This window comes from Streptomyces anatolicus, from assembly GCF_019400875.1.
GTDB classification, from domain to species: Bacteria; Actinomycetota; Actinomycetes; order Streptomycetales; family Streptomycetaceae; genus Streptomyces; species Streptomyces anatolicus.
On sequence record NZ_WMBF01000085.1, the window covers coordinates 1 to 19,432 of the forward strand.

Genomic DNA, 19,432 nt, shown 5'->3' on the forward strand with positions numbered 1-19,432 from the left:
ACGTGAAGATCACCCCGGAGCCGCCGGAAGAAAGCCGAAGCCCCGCAGCGGAGGCGAGTAGACCCGGTATCGCGACCCCAATGAGGGGGCTCACCGGCACGGACCCCGTTCCGGAGAGCCAAGGAGGGTGGTACCGCGGGAGCGCGCCGCACCAGGCGCACATGGCTCTCGTCCCTCCGACGGAAGGCAGCACATCCGCCGGAGGACTTCGTTGAATACGCCGCCGCAGTACCGCCAGGTGCCCGCCCAGGTCGACCTGCCCGCCCTTGAGCACGCCGTGCTCGACTTCTGGCGCGAGCAGAAGATCTTCGCCAAGAGCCTGGAGCAGTCCGAGGGCCGTCCCGAATGGGTGTTCTACGAGGGCCCGCCCACCGCCAACGGCATGCCGGGCGCCCACCACATCGAGGCCCGCGTCTTCAAGGACGTCTTCCCGCGCTTCCGCACCATGCGGGGGTACCACGTGGCCCGCAAGGCCGGCTGGGACTGCCACGGCCTCCCCGTCGAGCTGGCGGTCGAGAAGGAGCTGGGGTTCAACGGCAAGAAGGACATCGAGGCGTACGGCATCGCCGAGTTCAACGCCAAGTGCCGCGAGTCCGTCACCCGCCACACCGATGCCTTCGCCGAGCTGACGACCCGCATGGGGTACTGGGTCGACCTCGACGACGCGTACCGGACGATGAACCCCGAGTACGTCGACTCGGTCTGGTGGTCGCTGAAGGAGATCTTCAACAAGGACCTCCTCGTCCAGGACCACCGCGTCGCCCCCTGGTGCCCGCGCTGCGGCACGGGCCTGTCCGACCACGAGCTGGCGCAGGGCTATGAGACGGTCGTCGACCCGTCCGTCTATGTCCGCTTCCCCCTCACCTCCGGTCCCCTCGCGGGCGAGGCCGCCCTCCTGGTCTGGACGACGACGCCCTGGACGCTCGTCTCGAACACCGCCGTCGCCGCGCACCCCGACGTCACCTACGTCGTCGCGACGGACGGCGAGCAGAAGCTCGTCGTCGCCCAGCCGCTCGTCGAGAAGGCGCTCGGTGAGGGATGGGAGACGACCGGTGAGACCTTCACCGGCGCCGAGATGGAGCGCTGGACTTACCAACGCCCGTTCGAGCTTGTGGAGTTCCCGGCTCCGGCGCACTACGTGGTCAACGCCGAGTACGTCACCACGGAGGACGGCACAGGTCTCGTCCACCAGTCCCCCGCCTTCGGTGAGGACGACCTCAAGGTCTGCCGCGCCTACGGCCTGCCGGTCGTGAACCCGGTCCGTCCCGACGGCACCTTCGAGGAGGAGCTGCCGCTCGTAGGCGGCGTCTTCTTCAAGAAGGCGGACGAAGCCCTCACCAAGGACCTCGACGACCGCGGCCTGCTCTTCAAGCACATCGCGTACGAGCACAGCTACCCGCACTGCTGGCGCTGCCACACGGCGCTGCTCTACTACGCCCAGCCGTCCTGGTACATCCGCACCACGGCCATCAAGGACAAGCTCCTCCAGGAGAACGAGAAGACCAACTGGTTCCCGGAGTCGGTCAAGCACGGCCGTTTCGGCGACTGGCTGAACAACAACGTCGACTGGGCGCTCTCCCGCAACCGCTACTGGGGCACCCCGCTGCCCATCTGGCGCTGTGAGGAAGACCACCTCACCTGCGTAGGTTCGCGCGCGGAGCTGTCCGAGCTGACGGGCACCGACCAGTCGGAGCTCGACCCGCACCGCCCGTTCATCGACGAGATCACGTTCGCGTGCCCCCAGTGCCAGAGCACCGCCACGCGCGTGCCCGAGGTCATCGACGCCTGGTACGACTCGGGCTCGATGCCGTTCGCGCAGTGGGGCTACCCGTACAAGAACAAGGAACTGTTCGAGAGCCGCTACCCCGCGCAGTTCATCTCGGAGGCCATCGACCAGACCCGCGGCTGGTTCTACACGCTCATGGCCGTGGGCACCCTGGTCTTCGACAAATCGTCCTACGAGAACGTGGTCTGCCTGGGCCACATCCTCGCCGAGGACGGCCGCAAGATGTCCAAGCACCTGGGCAACATCCTCCAGCCCATCCCGCTCATGGACCAGCACGGCGCCGACGCGGTGCGCTGGTTCATGGCGGCCGGCGGCTCCCCGTGGGCGGCGCGCCGCGTGGGCCACGGCACCATCCAGGAGGTCGTCCGCAAGACGCTCCTCACGTACTGGAACACGGTCGCCTTCCAGGCGCTGTACGCCCGTACGTCGAAGTGGGCCCCCAGCGACGCCGACCCGGCGCCCGCCGACCGCCCGCTCCTGGACCGCTGGCTGCTCAGCGAGCTGCACGCGCTGACCGACCAGGTCACCCAGGCCCTGGAGGGCTACGACACCCAGCGCGCGGGCAAGCTCCTTTCCGTCTTCGTCGACAACCTCTCCAACTGGTACGTACGCCGCTCCCGTCGCCGCTTCTGGCAGGGCGACAAGGCGGCCCTGCGCACCCTGCACGAGGTCGTCGAGACGATCACGCGCCTGATGGCCCCGCTGACGCCGTTCATCACCGAGCGCGTCTGGCAGGACCTGGTCGTGCCGGTCACCCCGCAGGCCCCGGAGTCGGTCCACCTGACCTCCTGGCCGGAGGCCGATCTGTCGATGATCGACCCCGAGCTGTCCCAGCAGATGGTCCTCGTACGACGCCTGGTGGAGCTGGGCCGCGCCACGCGCGCGGAGTCGGGCGTCAAGACGCGTCAGCCGCTGTCCCGCGCGCTGGTCGCCGCGTCCGGCTTCGAATCGCTCAACCCCGAGCTGCACACCCAGATCACGGAGGAGCTGAACGTCTCCTCCCTGGCGTCGCTCTCCGAGGTCGGCGGCTCACTGGTCGACACCACCGCGAAGGCGAACTTCCGCGCCCTCGGCAAGCGCTTCGGCAAGGGCGTCCAGGCGGTCGCCAAGGCCGTCGCCGACGCCGACGCCGCCGCGCTCTCGCTGGCCCTGCGCGAGGGCACGGCCTCCGTCGAGGTCGACGGCGAGACGGTGACGCTCGCCCCGGACGAGGTCATCATCACGGAGACCCCGCGCGAGGGCTGGTCGGTGGCGTCCGACTCCGGCGCCACGGTCGCCCTCGACCTGGAGATCACGGAGGAGCTGCGCCGCGCGGGCCTCGCCCGTGACGCGATCCGCCTGATCCAGGAGGCCCGCAAGAACAGCGGCCTGGACGTCGCGGACCGGATCGCCCTGCGCTGGACCTCCACGGACCCGGCGGTGGAGACGGCCCTGTCCGAGCACGCCGGACTGATCGCGGACGAGGTGCTCGCCACGGACTTCGCCGGAGGCGAGGCCGACGACACCTTCGGACAGCCGTTCACGGACGACTCCCTGAAGCTGACGTTCCGCCTCCGCAAGGCGTAAGCGTCGTACGAAGGCCCGGTTCCGCCAGAGAGATCTGGCGGAACCGGGCCTTTTCTTACTTACACAAAAGGGCCGGGCCCCCAGAGACTCTGGGGGCCCGGCCCTGAACGCTGCCGACGCCTAAGGCGTGCTCACGCCCGTCAGTTGTCGTCCTCGTCGATGAGGAAGCCACGCATCGGCGACGGAGCCTGCTGCATCGGCTGCTGGCCCTGCGGCCGCACCGGTGCCATCGGCTGGGTCATCGCCGGGGACATCTGCTGCTGGCCGCCGTAGGACGGACCACCGGCACCCTGGTTGCCACCCATCGACTGGTTGCCGCCGTAGGACGGGGCACCCGCACCGGCCGGAGCCATCGACGGCGCCGGGGACGGCGGCAGCGAGGCGGTGGCCGGAGTGCGCGGCGGGGCCAGCGAGTCATCGGCCTGGGTCTCCAGCTGACGCAGCTGCGACTCCAGGTAGGACTTCAGGCGCGTGCGGTACTCGCGCTCGAAGCCTCGCAGGTCCTCGACCTTGCGCTCCAGCGTGGCGCGGGCGGACTCCAGGGAGCCCATCGCGACGCGGTGCTTCTCCTGCGCGTCCCGCTCCAGGGCGTCGGCCTTGGCACGGGCGTCGCGCTCCAGACCCTCGGCGCGCGAACGGGCCTCGCCGACGATCTTGTTGGCCTCGGAACGGGCCTCCGCGATCGCCTGGTCGGCGGTCTGCTGCGCAAGGGACAGCACGCGAGCGGCGCTGTCACCACCGGGGCCCTGACCGGGCTGCGGCATCTGCGGGCCGTGGCCGCCCATGGGACCGCCCATGGGGCCGCCCATCTGACCCTGGCCCATGGGGCCGGGGCCCTGCGGACCGCCCTGCTGCGGGTGGCCCTGGCCGTGTCCACTGGGGCCTGCGGGCAGCTGCGGTGCGCCGCCGGGCAGCTGCGGCGGGCCACCCATCGGGCCACCCATCTGCTGCTGCGGCGGGACCGGCTGCGGACCCGATATAGCGGCGGGCACCGGGGCGCCGGGACCGCGCTGGTCCTGCGGCCCGTCGGGACCCTTGCGCATACCGCCCTGCTGCTGGTTCTGAGCAGCGGCGCGGGTGGCGGCGGCCAGCTTGGCGCGCAGGTCCTCGTTCTCGCGGAGCAGGCGGGTCAGTTCGGCTTCGACCTCATCGAGGAAGGCATCAACCTCGTCCTCGTCATAGCCTTCTCGGAGGCGGACGGTCGTGAACTGCTTGTTCCGCACGTCCTCGGGGGTCAACGGCATCTCTTCACCTCAACGTAGTCGTCGGCATTCGGCAAGACCGTATCGTTCACACAGACACCGACCTGACGACGGTGATCAGGATGTAGACGATGATCATCAGTACGAAGAAGGACAGGTCGAGCGCCACGCCCCCGAGACGCAGCGGCGGAATGAACCGCCGCAGAAGCTTGAGCGGTGGATCAGTGACAGTGTAGGCGGCCTCCAAAATGACCACCATCGCCTTGCCGGGTTGCCATGAGCGGGCGAACTGGAAGACGTAGTCCATGACCAACCGGAAGATCAGCACGATGAGGAAGCACATCAGCGCGATGTAAAGCACCTGCAAGACCACGCTCATGTCCGCGGTTCCCTCTCCCCTGTTTCTCGTACTGCGTCGTTCCGGTACTGCGTCTGAGGCAACTACTTCATCACTTACGTCTCAGCTCTGGTTGAAGAACCCGCCCTCTGCGATGCGAGCCTTGTCCTCCGCCGTTACATCGACGTTAGCAGGCGACAACAGGAACACCTTCTGCGTCACTCGCTCAATGCTGCCATGCAGACCGAAGACCAGACCGGCGGCAAAGTCGACAAGTCGCTTCGCGTCGGTGTCGTCCATCTCGGTCAGATTCATGATCACCGGAGTGCCCTCGCGGAAGTGTTCCCCGATGGTACGGGCCTCGTTGTAGGTCCGCGGGTGCAACGTGGTGATGCGGTAGGGCTCCCGCTCGGACACGACCTTGGGCATGATCACCGGTGCGTTCTTCTCCAGGCTCTGGCGTTCAGGTGTGATGGATGCCACGGGGGCGATTCGTGCCGGACGTCCGGATTCCGCGGCTAGCGAAGCGGAATGGGCCGCCGGTTCTCTGGGGGCGGGAGGCTGCACCACTCGTACCGATTCGTCCCGTTGGGACTGATGGGACTGGTGCGACTGATGCGGCGGTTCATGCCGCCTGCGGTCGCGCTCGGGCTCCGGCTCGGGTTCGAACTCGTCATCGGGGTCGAACCCCGGACCGTCGTACCCATCGTCCTCCACGAGGCCGAGGTAGACCGCCATCTTGCGCATCGCGCCGGCCATGCTCTGAGTCCTCCGCTCTGTGGTGGATCGGCTGTCGTCACCAACTGCCCGCGATCCACGAGGTATCCCCGCCCAACAGCGAGAATGACCATATTTTCTGCTGTGGTCCGACTTCTTGGCGACGTTACCCGAGCCCGGGTCGGACTCCGAGTACCGCCGTACCGACGCGCACATGTGTCGCCCCGGCCGCCACGGCCTGTTCGAGGTCCGCACTCATCCCTGCTGACACCATGTTCGCAGCCGGATGAGTCGCGCGCATGAGGGTTGCGAATTCCATCAACCGCTCGAACGCCGCCTGTTGCCGTCCCGCGTACGGGCCGGTGAGCGGGGCCACCGTCATCAGCCCGTCGAGCCGCAGCCCCGGCGCCGCCGCGACGAGGTCGGCCAACTCTTCGATTCCGCCGGGGCCCACGCCGCCGCGCTCCCCGCGTCCGTTCTCCTCGGCGTCGAGCGCGACCTGGATCAGGCAGCCGACCTCCCGCTCGGCGCGCACGGCGGCCGTCGAGAGAGCGGTGACGAGCCTGGACCGGTCCACGGACTGCACCAGATCGGCATAACTGGCCACGGAACGGACCTTGTTGGTCTGCAATTGACCGACAAAGTGCCATGTGAGGGGAAGGTCCGCGCACTCGGCGGCCTTCGGTGCCGCGTCCTGGTCGCGGTTCTCCGCGACATGGCGCACGCCCAGCTCCGACAGGATCCGTACGTCGCTCGCCGGGTAGGTCTTGGTGACCACGATCAGGGTCACTTCTTCCCGCTTGCGCCCGGCGGCGGCGCACGCGGCGGCGATGCGCTCCTCGACCTTCGAGAGGTTCGCCGCGAGTTCGGTCCTACGGTCCGTCATGCGTTATCAGTCCAGCCAGACATAGCCCGCGAGGCGACCGGTCGTGCGGTCGCGGCGGTACGAGAAGTGGTCAGCGGATTCCAGCGTGCACACCGGCGACTGCTCCCGGTCGCACACCCCGAGCCGCTCGAGCTGCGCGTGCACTCCCGCGGTCACATCGACCGCCGGCGTACCCCAGCTCGTCTCGGCGTACGCCGCGGGCTCGACGGCGGCGACCTCGTCGCGCATCGCCCCGGGCACTTCGTAACAACGCCCGCAGACGGCGGGACCGGTGCGGGCCACGATGCGTCCCGCGTCCGCGCCGAGCCCGACCATCGCCGCCACGGCGGCCGGGACGACGCCCGCGACCATCCCGGGGCGTCCGGCGTGCGCCGCCGCCACGACCCCGGCGGCCGGATCGGCGAGCAGGACGGGCGTGCAGTCGGCGGTGAGGACGGCGAGCACGAGGCCCCTGCGGGCGGTGACCACCGCGTCGACGGCCGGGACCTCGGCCCCGGCGCCCCAGGGCTCGTCGACCACGGCGACCTCGCGGCCGTGCACCTGGTTCATCCAGACGACAAGGCCCGGGTCGACGCCGAGGGACTTGGCGGCCAGCGTCCGGTTCTCCCGCACGGCTTCGGCGTCGTCGCCGACCGCGCCGCCGAGGTTCAGCTCCTCGTACGGAACGGCGCTCACCCCGCCCCACCTGTCGGTGAAGGCGAAGTGCGCGCCGCTCACGGTGCTGTGCTCGCTTATCACTTCAAGAAGTCCGGCACGTCCAGCTCTTCGGCCTGGCTGTCCTGGTACGGACGGGCCGGCGGGACCTGCGGCGGGGTCGCGGGCGCGGAGGGTGTCTCGCTCGCCGGGGCCGCCTCCGCGGGCTCCGGGGCCGAGGGCTCCTCGCGCGTCGTGACGCTGCCGAGACCGCTGAAGGCCGGGCGGGAGGGTTCGGCGGGGCGCGAGACCGGTGCCGCGGACGGTGCCGGCTCGTCGCGCTTGGCGGCGGAGCCCGAGCCGGACGCCGCGCCAAGGACGGTGTCCCGCTTGGACGGTGGCTGCCCGCCGTCGAAGCCGGCCGCGATGACGGTGACCCTGACCTCGTCGCCGAGCGCGTCGTCGATGACCGCGCCGAAGATGATGTTGGCCTCGGGGTGCGCGGCCTCGCTGACCAGCTGGGCCGCTTCGTTGATCTCGAAGAGGCCGAGGTCCGAGCCGCCGGAGATGGAGAGCAGCACACCGCGGGCGCCGTCGATGGACGCCTCCAGGAGCGGCGAGGAGATCGCCATCTCGGCGGCGGCCACCGCGCGGTCGTCGCCGCGGGCCGAGCCGATGCCCATGAGGGCCGAACCGGCCTCGGACATGACCGACTTCACGTCGGCGAAGTCGAGGTTGATCAGGCCGGGCGTGGTGATGAGGTCGGTGATGCCCTGGACGCCGGAGAGCAGGACCTGGTCCGCCGACTTGAAGGCGTCGAGGACGGAGACCTGGCGGTCCGAGATGGACAGCAGTCGGTCGTTCGGGATGACGATGAGGGTGTCGACCTCTTCGCGCAGCTCCGCGATGCCGTCCTCGGCCTGGTTGGCGCGGCGGCGGCCCTCGAAGGTGAACGGCCGGGTGACCACGCCGATGGTGAGGGCGCCGAGCGAGCGCGCGATGTTGGCGACGACGGGTGCGCCGCCGGTGCCGGTGCCACCGCCTTCGCCGGCGGTGACGAAGACCATGTCGGCCCCCTTGAGGACCTCCTCGATCTCCTCGCGGTGGTCCTCTGCGGCCTTGCGGCCGACGGCCGGGTTGGCCCCGGCGCCGAGGCCGCGGGTGAGTTCACGGCCGACGTCGAGCTTGACGTCGGCGTCGCTCATCAACAGGGCTTGCGCGTCGGTGTTGATGGCGATGAACTCGACGCCCTTGAGACCGACCTCGATCATCCGGTTGATGGCATTGACACCACCGCCGCCGACACCGATGACTTTGATGACTGCGAGGTAGTTCTGCGGTGCTGCCACGTCGAAGGCCTCTCGCCTCGAGTTACGTGTCGCCGTTTCGCATCGATGCGAGGCGGCGACTGATGCCGAATGGGACGGTCCGAACGCCGACCCGAACCCTAACGCTGAAGTTTAGGGTTACCAGTGTGTCTGTTCTCTGGACTCTTCCGAACAGGACACTAAGTCGACAAGTGGCGCACGTTCAACGAACACGCCGAACCTCCCGTTTTTCTTTTCACCCTATGTGATCAGCCATAGCGATGCCGAACCAGGGTGCTGGCCTGCACGGATACGCGTCAACTCCCCGACGACGCGGGGGCCGTGGGGACGCTCACATCGAAGTGCCGTGCCCTCGGCGCCGCTTTCATCAGTGCGGTGAGGGTAGTGGCTTTCGTACGCCCCTTCTCGCCACTTCCCCAGACGACCGTGCGGTCGCGGCTCAACTCCAGCGAGATGGAGTCGTACGAACGGACCTTGACGCTCCGTGTATCCCGGGCGACGGCCCCGGGCAGGTCGCCCGCGACCCGCACGGCTTCCCGCAGCAGGCGGTCGGTGCCGAACCGGCGCAGGCTGGCCGCCGCCCCGCTCTGGCGGTCCGGCGCCAATTCGAGGAGCGGGATGCCCTTGGGGGCGTGCCCGACCGTGGCGAATCGCACTCCCTCGGCGTCCACTTCGACGAACTTTTCGCCCTTTTCGATGAGGAGAACCGGCTTGCGTTCCGTCACTTTGAGACTGATTCCGTGCGGCCATGACCGGACGGCCTCAACCGAGTCAATCCGGGGCAATTTCGAGCGCAGACGGCTCTCAAGAGCGTCCGTGTCGACCGAAATCAGCGGTTCCCCGACGGGGGCCTGCGCCGCCTCGACGACCTCATGTGGCGACAGCGCCTGGGTGCCGGACGCCCGCACGTGCTCAAGCCGCAGCCACTGCGAGCCGTAGAGCATCCACAGGCCCCCGGCCGTCAGGAGCACGGCGAGGGCCAGGAGCGCCACCAGGGTGCGCGAGCGGGGCAGCCTGACGCGGCGGACGCGCTGCGGGCGGGGCGGGCCGGACTTCTGCTGCTGCCGTTCGGCGGTGGTCGGTCCGGCCACGGTCCCCTGCCTTCTCACGCGTTGCGGCGTGACGCAATCGCCTCGTACACCATGCCGACGAGCAGCTCGTCGGCGTCCCTGCGGCCGAACTCCGAGGCGGCGCGGGACATCTCGTACAGCCGGTGCGGATCGGCCAGTACGGGCAGGACGTTGCCCTGGACCCACTCGGGCGTCAGTTCCGCGTCGTCGACCAGCAGTCCACCGCCCGCCTTGACCACCGGCTGGGCGTTGAGCCGCTGTTCGCCGTTGCCGATCGGCAGCGGGACGTAGGCGGCGGGGAGCCCGACGGCGGAGAGTTCGGCGACGGTCATCGCGCCCGCGCGGCAGAGCATCATGTCGGCAGCGGCGTACGCGAGGTCCATCCGGTCCACGTACGGTACCGGGATGTACGGGGGCATACCCGGCATCTGCTGCACATGCGGCAATTCGTTCTTCGGGCCGACCGCGTGCAGGATCTGGATGCCCGCGCGCTGGAGCACCGGCGCGACCTGCTGGACGACCTCGTTGAGCCGCCGGGCGCCCTGGGAGCCGCCGGAGACGAGCAGCGTCGGCAGGTTGGGGTCGAGGCCGAAGGCGGCGCGCGCCTCCGGGCGGACCCGGGCCCGGTCGAGCGTGGCGATCGTGTGGCGCAGCGGGATGCCGATGTAACGGGAGTTGCGCAGCTTGCTGTCGGGGGTGGCGACGGCCACCCCGTGCGCGTACCGCGAACCGATCTTGTTGGCGAGGCCGGGGCGCGCGTTGGCCTCGTGCACCACGATCGGCGTCCCGGTCCGCTTGGCCGCGAGGTAGCCGGGCAGGGCCACGTAGCCGCCGAAGCCGACGACGCAGTCCGCCTTGGTGCGCTCCAGGATCTGCTCGGCCGCCTTGATGGTGCCGCGCAGCCTGCCCGGGACGGTGATCAGCTCAGGGGTGGGTTTGCGCGGCAGCGGGACGGCCGGGATCAGCGCGAGTTCGTAGCCCCGCTCCGGTACGAGCCGGGTCTCGAGTCCGCGCTCCGTGCCCAGGGCCGTGATGCCCACGGTCGGGTCCTGCCTCCGCAGGGCGTCCGCGAGGGCGAGCGCGGGCTCGATGTGGCCGGCGGTCCCCCCACCGGCGAGTACGACATGCACCGAAATTCACCGCTCTCCGGACGAACGCGCCTTGACGCGCCGTCGCATCGTGTTCCATCTCACCCGAGGTTGCCGCATGGCCAGGGCCGCCTTCGCAGCGGGGTCCGATCGCGCGAAGGCGATGAGGAGCCCGATGGCGAACATGGTCGGCAGCAAGGCCGAACCCCCGTAGGAGAACAGCGGGAGCGGGACACCGGCGATCGGCAGCAGACCGAGCACCGCACCGACATTGATCACGGCCTGGGCCGTGATCCAGGTGGTCACGCCTCCCGCGGCATACCTCACGAAGGGGTCCTCCGTGCGTCCGGCCACGCGGATACCCGCATAGCCTAGAGCCGCGAACAGGGCGAGCACCGACAGTGTCCCCGCCAGACCCAGTTCCTCCCCGGTGATGGCGAAGATGAAGTCGGTGTGGGGTTCAGGGAGTTGACCCCATTTTTCCACACTCGCGCCCAGTCCGGAACCGAAGAATCCGCCGGAGGCCAGAGCATAGATGCCGTGCACGGCCTGCCAGCACTGGTCGCCGGGGCCCGGGTCGGTGGCGCCGATGCAGGCGAGCCTCGCCATGCGGTTGGGACTCGTCTTGATGAGGATCACACCGAGCAGGGCGGCGACGCCGAGCACCCCGGCGAAGAGCCGGGTGGGGGCGCCCGCCAGCCACAGCAGGCCGAAGAGGATCGCGGTGAGAATGATCGCGGTGCCCATGTCGCCGCCGAGCATGATGAGCCCGAGCAGCATGAAGGCGACCGGGACGAGCGGCACCAGCATGTGTTTCCACTGGGTCAAAAGCCGCTTGTCGTGTTTACGGGCGAGCAGATCGGCGCCCCACAGGACCAGGGCGAGCTTGCCGAACTCACTGGGCTGGAGCTGGAACGGGCCGCCCAGATAGATCCAGTTCTGGTTGCCGTTGACGCTGCGCCCTATCCCCGGGATCTGCACGAGCACCATCAGGAAGACGCTCACCGCGAGCATCGGATAGGCGAGCGCGCGGTGGAGTTTGACGGGCATCCGCATCGCGACCAGCAACAGGATCGCGCCGAGCACGGCGGCGACGAACTGCTTGCGGAAGAAGTACGAGGCGGGCAGGGAGAGCTGGAGCGCCTGGATCATCGAGGCGGAGTAGACCATCACCAGGCCGAGCACGGTGATCAGCAGGCTGCTGCCGAAGATCAGATAGTACGCCGTGAGCGGCCGGTCCCAGGCCCGGCGGAGCCTGTTGGACAGCCGCCGGAGCCCGTTCTCGCCCGGGGGGTGGGAGGCGCCTCTGGCGCGTACCGGAGCCGGTCGTTTGGCGACCCGCACGGAAGACCTGGCCACGTTTCCCTCCCAAGGGTGTGCCCGGCGCCGGCCGGACGGAAGACCCGGTCAGGCGCGCGTGGAGCCGAGTTCGCGGACGGCGTCCGCGAACGCTTCACCACGCTTGTTGTAGTTGGTGAACATGTCCATCGACGCGCAGGCCGGGGCCATCAGCACGGTGTCCCCCGGCTGAGCCAGCTCCGCCGCCCGGCGTACCGCCTCGGACATCGCCCCAGTGTCGGTCCGGTCGAGGTCGACGACCGGGACCTCGGGGGCGTGTCGCGCGAGGGCTTCGCGGATCAGCGCGCGGTCGGCGCCGATGAGGACGACGCCGCGCAGCCGCTTGGCGGCGCCCGCGACGAGTCCGTCGAAGGTGGCGCCCTTGGCGAGGCCGCCCGCGATCCACACGATCGACTCGTACGCCGCCAACGAGGCCTGTGCCGCGTGGGTGTTGGTCGCCTTGGAGTCGTCGATGTAGGCGACGCCCGCGACCTCGGCGACGTGCTCGATGCGGTGGGCGTCGGGGCGGAAGGCGCGCAGGCCGTCGCGGACGGCCGTGGCCTGGACGCCGAAGGCGCGGGCGAGGGCGGCGGCGGCGAGCGCATTGGCGATGTTGTGCGGCGCGGGCGGCTCGACGTCGGAGACCTCGGCCAGCTCCTGGGCCTGCTTCTGGCGGTCCGGCACGAAGGCACGGTCGACCAGGATGCCGTCCACGACGCCCAGTTGCGAGGGGGCGGGCGCGTTCAGCGTGAAACCGATGGCGCGGCAGCCCTCTTCGACGTCGGCCTCGCGGACCAGGTCCTCGGTCGCCTTGTCGGAGACGTTGTAGACGCAGGCGATCTGGTTGCCCTCGTAGATACGGCCCTTGTCGGCGGCGTACGCCTCCATGGAGCCGTGCCAGTCGAGGTGGTCGGGGGCGAGGTTCAGGACCGCCGCGGAGTGGGCGCGCACGGAGGGCGCCCAGTGCAGCTGGTAGGAGGACAGCTCGACGGCGAGCACGTCGTACGCGTCGTCGCCCGCCAGGACGACGTCCACGATCGGGGTGCCGATGTTGCCGACGGCCGCCGTGCGCAGGCCCGCTGCCTCAAGGATCGAGGCGAGCATCTGCGTGGTCGTGGTCTTGCCGTTGGTGCCGGTGATGGCGAGCCAGGGCGCCGCGTCCGGCCCGCGCAGCCGCCAGGCGATCTCGACGTCACCGACGACGTCCACGCCCGCCGCGGCGGCCTCGGCGAACAGCGGCGACGAGGGCTTCCAGCCCGGCGAGGTGACCACGAGGTCCGTGCCGGGCGGCAGGCTCGTGGCGTCCCCCAGGCGTACGGAGATGCCCTCGCCCCGCAGCGAGGCGGCGCGCTCCTCGTGCACCGGGCCGGAGCCGCCGTCCACGACGGTCACCGACGCGCCGAGGCCGGCCAGGGCGCGAGCGGCGCTGATGCCGCTCACGCCGAGACCGGCGACGGTGATGTTCCTGCCCTGCCAGTCGTGCGCAGTGCTCACTTTTCGGCTGCCCATCCCGCGTAGAAGAGACCGAGGCCGACGATCACGCACATGCCCTGGATGATCCAGAAGCGGACCACGACAAGGACCTCGGACCACCCCTTGAGTTCGAAGTGGTGCTGGAGCGGCGCCATCCGGAAGACCCGCTTCCCGGTCATCCGGAACGAGCCGACCTGGATGACGACCGACATCGTGATCAGGACGAAGAGGCCGCCGAGCAGCGCGAGGAGCAGCTCCGTGCGGGAGCAGATCGCGAGGCCCGCCAGCGCGCCGCCGAGGGCGAGCGAGCCGGTGTCACCCATGAAGATCTTGGCGGGCGAGGTGTTCCACCACAGGAAGCCGAAGCAGGCGCCCATCAGGGCGGAGGCCACGACCGCGAGGTCGAGCGGGTCCCTGACCTCGAAGCACGCCTGGGGGTTGGTCAGCGTCGTGGCGTTGGCGCAGGACTCCTGGTACTGCCAGACACCGATGAAGGTGTAGGCGCCGAAGACCATCACGGAGGCGCCGGTGGCGAGGCCGTCCAGACCGTCGGTGAGGTTCACGCCGTTCGACATCGCGAGGATCATGAACAGCGCCCAGACCACGAACAGGACCGGGCCGATCGACCAGCCGAAGTCCGTGACGAACGACAGCTTGGTGGAGGCCGGTGTCTGGTTGCGGTTGTCCGGCCAGTTCAACGCGAGCACGGCGAAGCCGATGCCGACGATCAGCTGGCCGGCCATCTTCGCCTTGGCGCGCAGACCGAGCGAACGCTGCTTGACGATCTTGATGTAGTCGTCGAGGAAGCCGACGAGGCCCATGCCCGCCATCAGGAAGAGCACCAGCAGGCCGGAGAGCGTGGTCTCCGTACCCGTGATGATCTTCGTGAGGAAGTACGCGATGAGCGTGGCCAGGATGAAGGCGATGCCACCCATGGTCGGCGTACCGCGCTTGCTGTGGTGCTCGCGCGGGCCGTCGTCCCGGATGAACTGGCCATAGCCCTTGCGGGCCAGGAGTTTGATCAGCAGCGGCGTGCCGACCAGGGTCAGGAAGAGCCCGATCACACCCGCGAAGAGGATCTGCCTCATCGGCCGGAGACCTGCCCCTCAGAAGACACCGCGGCGCCGTCGAGCAGCGCCGTGGCGACCCGCTCTAGACCGACCGACCTGGACGCCTTCACCAGCACGACGTCTCCCGGGCGCAGCTCGCTGCGCAGCAGGTCGATCGCCGCCTGTGCGTCGGACACGTGCACCGACTCCTCACCCCACGAACCCTCGTTGTATGCGCCCAGTTGGAGCCAGGACGCTTCCCTGCCCCCGACTGCCACGAGCTTGCTCACGTTGAGCCGGACGGCAAGGCGTCCGACCGCGTCGTGCTCGGTGAGACTGTCGTCCCCCAGCTCGGCCATCTGACCGAGCACCGCCCACGTACGGCGCCCCTTGCCCATGGCCGCGAGCGCGCGCAGAGCGGCTCGCATGGACTCGGGGTTCGCGTTGTAGGCGTCGTTGACGACCGTCACACCGTCCGGGCGCTCGGTGACCTCCATCCGCCAGCGGGACAGCGTGCCCGCCTCGGAGAGCGCGAGGGCGATCTCGTCGACGGACATGCCCAGCTCATGGGCGACGGCGGCCGCGGCAAGCGCGTTCGACACGTGGTGCTCACCGTACAGCCGCAAGGTCACGTCGCTGCACCCGGAGGGTGTGTGCAGCGTAAAAGCGGGCTGTCCGTTCTCCGTGAGACGGACATTCTCGGCACGTACGTCGGCGTCCTCGGCCTCTCCGAAGAGCACCACGCGCGCCTTGGTGCGCGCCGCCATGGCGCGTACGAGCGGGTCGTCGGCGTTGAGGACCGCCGCCCCGTCCGCGGGCAGCGCCTCCACCAGCTCACCCTTTGCCACCGCGATCTGCTCACGGCCGCCGAACTCGCCGATGTGGGCGGTGCCGACGTTCAGGACGAGGCCGATCTTCGGCGGGGTGAGGCCGGCGAGGTAGCGAATATGGCCGATTCCGCGCGCCCCCATCTCCAGGACGAGGAACCTCGTCTCGTCGGTGGCGCTGAGCGCGGTCAGCGGCAGGCCGATCTCGTTGTTGAGGGAGCCCGGCGTGAAGACCGTGGGTGCCTTGCGCCGCAGCACCTGGGCGAGCAGGTCCTTGGAGCTGGTCTTGCCGACCGAGCCGGTCAGCGCCACCAGGGTGGCGCCGAGCCGGTTGACGACATGGCGCGCGAGGGCGCCGAGCGCCGCCTGCACGTCGTCCACGACGATGGCGGGCACGCCGACCGGCCGCGAGGCGAGCACGGCGACCGCGCCCGCCGCGACCACGTCGGCCGCGTAGTCGTGGCCGTCCACGCGCTCGCCGACGAAGGCGACGAAGAGGCTGCCGGGCGCCACCTCACGGGAGTCCCGGACGACGGGTCCGGTGACCTGGATGGCCGGATCCGGTATGTCGTACGTCTGCCCGCCGACGACGGTGGCGATCTCGGCGAGGGAGAGGGCGATCACAACTTCATCCCTGGGTTTGCTGGATAGCTTCGCGAAGCACCTGGCGGTCGTCGAAGGGACGCACCACCCCGGCGATGTCCTGTCCCTGCTCGTGGCCCTTGCCCGCGACCAGGACGGTGTCGCCCGGTTCGGCGCGGGCGACGGCCGCCGCGATGGCGGCGGCGCGGTCCTCGAAGACGGCGACCTCGCCGCGCTCGTGGACCGGCACCTCAGCGGCGCCCGCGAGCATCGTGGCGAGGATCGCGAGGGGGTCCTCGCCACGGGGGTTGTCGGAGGTCAGTACGGCGGTGTCGGCGAGGCGGGCCGCGGCCGCGCCCATCGGCATCCGCTTGGTCTTGTCGCGGTCGCCGCCGCAGCCGAGCACGATGTGCAGCTTGCCCTCGGTGACCTTGCGCAGGGCGCGCAGGACCGATTCGACGGCGTCCGTCTTGTGGGCGTAGTCGACGACCGCGAGGTAGGGCTGGCCCGCGTCGACACGCTCCAGGCGGCCCGGGACGCCCGGCACCGCGGCGATGCCGTCGGCGGCCAGCTGCGGGTCGATCCCCGCGGCGGCCAGCGAGACGATCGCGGCGAGGGTGTTGGCGACGTTGAACGGCCCGGCCAGCGGCGACTTGGCGGTGACGCGCTCGCCCTTGGGGCCGACGGCGACGAACGTCGAGTCGAGCGGCCCGACCTCGACGTCCTCGGCGCGCCAGTCGGCGTCCGGGTGCCCCTCGGCGGAGAAGGTGATGACGGGCACCTCGGACTCGGTGAGGAGCCGGCGCCCGTACTCGTCGTCGAAGTTGACCACGCCGAGCCGCGAGCGCCGCTTGGTGAACAGCTGCGCCTTGGCCTGGAAGTAGTCCTCCATGTCGGAGTGGAACTCCATGTGCTCCGGGCTGAGGTTGTTGAAGACGGCGACGTCGAAGACGCAGCCGTCCACCCGCCCGAGCACCAGGGCGTGGCTGGAGACCTCCATGGCGACCGCCTCGACGCCGCGCTCGCGCATCACCGCGAACAGCGCCTGGAGGTCGGTGGCTTCCGGGGTCGTCCGTTCCGACTTGATGCGGGTCTCGCCGATGCGCATCTCGACCGTGCCGATGAGGCCGGTCGCGCGCAGGCCCTTGAGGCCGCCCTCGACGAGATACGCGGTCGTGGTCTTGCCGGACGTGCCGGTGATGCCGATCTGCAGCAGGTCGCGGCCGGGGTGGCCGTAGACCGTCGCCGCCAGCTCGCCCATCCGCGCGCGCGGGCTCTCGACGACCAGGACCGGAAGGCCGGTCGCGGCCGCGCGCCCGGCGCCGGTCGGGTCGGTGAGGATCGCCGCGGCGCCGAGGTCGGCGGCCTGCGCGACGAAGTCGGCACCGTGCATCCGGGCTCCGGGCAGCGCTGCGTAGATGTCGCCGGGGCGGACCGCGCGGGAGTCGTGCGTGATGCCCGTGATCTCCGCATCGCCTTCGACGGCGACGCCCAGCTGGCCCGCGAGCTCCGTCAGTGAGGCCGCGAAGACCTGGTCCGGCCGCGGCGGTCCCGGATATGTCACGGGAGCGCCCTTCTGGGTGGTTTGGGACTGATCAGCGTGTGGCACGGCGGTGAGCGTACCGGGCTGACCCCTCTCGGAGCGAAGTGAGGGGCGTGGCGAGGGGTGGTTCCCGGGGTCCGGGGTGATCGTTGTCACGGGCGGTTCCTGGTCGGTCTCAGGGCTCGAAGGTGACGGGAAGGCGTGCCGGACCGCTTCCCGTGGGCGGGACTTGGAGGGTCTTCAGGGCGAACTCCATGACTTCCTTGTAGATGGGGCCGCAGATCTGACCGCCGAAGTAGCTGCCCTTGGTGGCGTTCTGGATCGCGCAGTAGACCGTGACGCGCGGCTTGTCGGCGGGTGCGAAGCCGGCGAAGGACGAGGTGTAGCCCTTGTAGCGGCCGGTGGCCGGATCGACCCGGTTGGCCGTACCGGTCTTGCCGGCGACGCGGTAGCCGGGGATGCGGGCCTTGGTGCCCGTGCCCTCCTCGTCGTCGACCACGGATTCGAGCATCTGCGAGACGGTCTTGGCCGTCTTCTCGCTCACCACGCGGGTCTTCTTGGGCTTCGGCGCGGGCGTGAAGCGGCCGTCGGGGCCCTTCGTGCCGCGCACCAGGGTGGGCTCGACGCGTACGCCGCCGTTGGCGATGGTCGAGTAGACCGAGGTGGCCTGCATGGCGTTGATGGAGACGCCCTGGCCGAAGGGGATGGTGAACTGCTGCGAGGTGGACCACTTGGCGGCGGGCGCGAGGATGCCGGAGGTCTCGCCGGGGAAGCCGAGGCCGGTCTCCTTGCCGAGGCCGAACTTGCGCAGGTAGGAGTAGAGGACCTTGTTGGACTCCTGCTGCGTCCTGCCCAGCTGGCCGGTGGCGAGGATCGTGCCGATGTTCGAGGACTTGGCGAGGACGCCGTTGAGCGTCAGGTGCCAGGTGGGGTGGTCGATGTCGTCCTGGAAGAGGCGGTCGCCGCGATGCAGGCGGTTGGGGACCGTGACGTGCGTACCGGGGGTGGCCACGTTCTCCTCGAGGACCGCCGCCATCGACATGACCTTGGCGGTGGAGCCGGGCTCGAAGGCGTCCTGGAGCGCGGCGTTGCCGAGCGCGGCGCCGCTGGCCTTCGAGAGGTCGTTCGGGTCAAAGCCGGGGGCGTTGGCCATGGCCAGCACCTCGCCGGTCCTGCTGTCCTGCACTATCACGTACCCGCGGTCGGCCTTGGACTTCTCGACCTGCTCGGTGATGGCGTTCTGCGCGGCCCACTGGATGTCGCGGTCGATGGTGAGTTCGACGTCGGAGCCGGGCACGGCGGGCGTCTCCGTGGAGCCCGCGGTCGGCACCTGGCGGCCGCCTGACTGGGCGTAGCGGATCTTGCCGTCCTCGCCCGCGAGCTGCTTGTCGAGCTGCCGCTCCAAGCCGCCGCCGCCCTCTCCGTCGGCGTTGACCCAGCCCAGTATCCCGGCGGCCAGGTCGTGGTTGGGGTAGACCCGCTTGCTGCTCGGGTCCGCGAGGACACCGGCCAGGACGTTCGGGGAGCCGGGGTCGACGCCCGCCTTCTCGGCGAGCGCGCCGCGCAGGTCCTTGATCTGCTTCCACACCTGGGGAGTCTGGCGGCGCGCGAGCAGGACGTAACGCGTGTTCGACTTCTTGAGCTTTTTGGCCAGCTCGGAGACGTCCTTGCCGAGGATGGGCGCCAGGAGCGCCGCCGCCTGCTCGGGGGCGTCCTTGGTCCCCATCTCCTTCGGCGTGAAGAGCGTGGGGTCGGCCGTGATGTCGTACGCGTCCACGCTGGCGGCGAGCTCGACGCCGCCGCGGTCGGTGATGCGTCCGCGCTCGGCCGCCAGGGTGTGCGTGAAGTAGCGGTTCTTCTCGGCCTTGGCGGCGTACACATCGGCGTCCACGGCCTGCACCTGGAGCAGCCGCACGACGAAGGCCAGCATCACCAGCGTCAGGCCCAGGCTGACCATGCGAAGGCGCGGGCGGGGGCTGCCCAGGCGGATGGTGCGGGGCTTGGGCT

15 protein-coding genes are annotated in these 19,432 nt (G+C 70.0%); 1 reads left to right on the forward strand and 14 read right to left on the reverse strand.

Features of this window, described 5'->3' with window-relative positions:
* The first annotated feature begins 211 nt into the window (after window positions 1-211).
* Window positions 212-3,352 carry an isoleucine--tRNA ligase gene (gene ileS / locus GKQ77_RS11090; protein ID WP_219688548.1) on the forward strand — a complete coding sequence of 1,047 codons (3,141 nt, stop codon included), beginning with the start codon at window positions 212-214 and terminating at the stop codon, window positions 3,350-3,352.
* A gap of 140 nt (window positions 3,353-3,492) precedes the next feature.
* On the opposite strand, the gene GKQ77_RS11095 is transcribed toward ileS, so the two are convergent.
* The 14 genes from GKQ77_RS11095 to GKQ77_RS11160 form a co-directional block, all read right to left on the reverse strand.
* Window positions 3,493-4,596, reverse strand: coding sequence for a DivIVA domain-containing protein (locus tag GKQ77_RS11095; RefSeq protein ID WP_125512290.1), 1,104 nt, complete (start codon window positions 4,594-4,596; stop codon window positions 3,493-3,495).
* 46 nt (window positions 4,597-4,642) lie between these two features.
* The gene (locus GKQ77_RS11100; RefSeq protein ID WP_219688549.1) at window positions 4,643-4,933 is read right to left on the reverse strand and encodes a YggT family protein; all 291 of its coding nucleotides are present in this window, start codon (window positions 4,931-4,933) and stop codon (window positions 4,643-4,645) included.
* An 81-nt stretch (window positions 4,934-5,014) separates the two neighbouring features.
* The gene (locus GKQ77_RS11105; protein ID WP_125512292.1) at window positions 5,015-5,650 is read right to left on the reverse strand and encodes a cell division protein SepF; all 636 of its coding nucleotides are present in this window, start codon (window positions 5,648-5,650) and stop codon (window positions 5,015-5,017) included.
* 124 nt (window positions 5,651-5,774) lie between these two features.
* Window positions 5,775-6,494, reverse strand: a complete 720-nt coding sequence (locus GKQ77_RS11110; RefSeq protein ID WP_219688550.1) for a YggS family pyridoxal phosphate-dependent enzyme — start codon at window positions 6,492-6,494, stop codon at window positions 5,775-5,777.
* A 6-nt stretch (window positions 6,495-6,500) separates the two neighbouring features.
* On the reverse strand, window positions 6,501-7,211 hold the full coding sequence (gene pgeF, locus GKQ77_RS11115) for a peptidoglycan editing factor PgeF (protein WP_372459857.1): 711 nt from the start codon (window positions 7,209-7,211) through the stop codon (window positions 6,501-6,503).
* A gap of 17 nt (window positions 7,212-7,228) precedes the next feature.
* Window positions 7,229-8,476, reverse strand: coding sequence for a cell division protein FtsZ (ftsZ, locus tag GKQ77_RS11120; RefSeq protein ID WP_219688552.1), 1,248 nt, complete (start codon window positions 8,474-8,476; stop codon window positions 7,229-7,231).
* A gap of 275 nt (window positions 8,477-8,751) precedes the next feature.
* Window positions 8,752-9,546 carry a cell division protein FtsQ/DivIB gene (locus GKQ77_RS11125; protein WP_219688553.1) on the reverse strand — a complete coding sequence of 265 codons (795 nt, stop codon included), beginning with the start codon at window positions 9,544-9,546 and terminating at the stop codon, window positions 8,752-8,754.
* Window positions 9,547-9,560: 14 nt separating this feature from the next.
* A complete protein-coding gene (gene murG, locus GKQ77_RS11130) occupies window positions 9,561-10,655 on the reverse strand; it encodes an undecaprenyldiphospho-muramoylpentapeptide beta-N-acetylglucosaminyltransferase (RefSeq protein WP_219688554.1) in 1,095 nt (364 codons plus the stop codon).
* A gap of 6 nt (window positions 10,656-10,661) precedes the next feature.
* Window positions 10,662-11,972, reverse strand: a complete 1,311-nt coding sequence (gene ftsW, locus GKQ77_RS11135; protein ID WP_372459858.1) for a putative lipid II flippase FtsW — start codon at window positions 11,970-11,972, stop codon at window positions 10,662-10,664.
* 48 nt (window positions 11,973-12,020) lie between these two features.
* Window positions 12,021-13,445, reverse strand: a complete 1,425-nt coding sequence (murD, locus tag GKQ77_RS11140; RefSeq protein ID WP_372459859.1) for a UDP-N-acetylmuramoyl-L-alanine--D-glutamate ligase — start codon at window positions 13,443-13,445, stop codon at window positions 12,021-12,023.
* Window positions 13,442-14,512, reverse strand: coding sequence for a phospho-N-acetylmuramoyl-pentapeptide-transferase (gene mraY / locus GKQ77_RS11145; RefSeq protein WP_219688556.1), 1,071 nt, complete (start codon window positions 14,510-14,512; stop codon window positions 13,442-13,444). Before mraY ends, murD begins: the two co-directional genes overlap by 4 nt.
* Window positions 14,509-15,924 (reverse strand): UDP-N-acetylmuramoyl-tripeptide--D-alanyl-D-alanine ligase, encoded by a 1,416-nt coding sequence (locus GKQ77_RS11150; RefSeq protein ID WP_219688557.1) that lies wholly within the window; start codon window positions 15,922-15,924, stop codon window positions 14,509-14,511. Before GKQ77_RS11150 ends, mraY begins: the two co-directional genes overlap by 4 nt.
* A gap of 4 nt (window positions 15,925-15,928) precedes the next feature.
* Entirely contained in the window at window positions 15,929-17,581 is a 1,653-nt protein-coding gene (locus tag GKQ77_RS11155) for a UDP-N-acetylmuramoyl-L-alanyl-D-glutamate--2,6-diaminopimelate ligase (RefSeq protein ID WP_219688558.1), read from the reverse strand.
* Between the two features lie 19 nt (window positions 17,582-17,600).
* Window positions 17,601-19,432, reverse strand: a 1,832-nt coding sequence (locus tag GKQ77_RS11160; protein ID WP_258021161.1) for a peptidoglycan D,D-transpeptidase FtsI family protein, incomplete at its 5' end; no start/stop codon positions are given.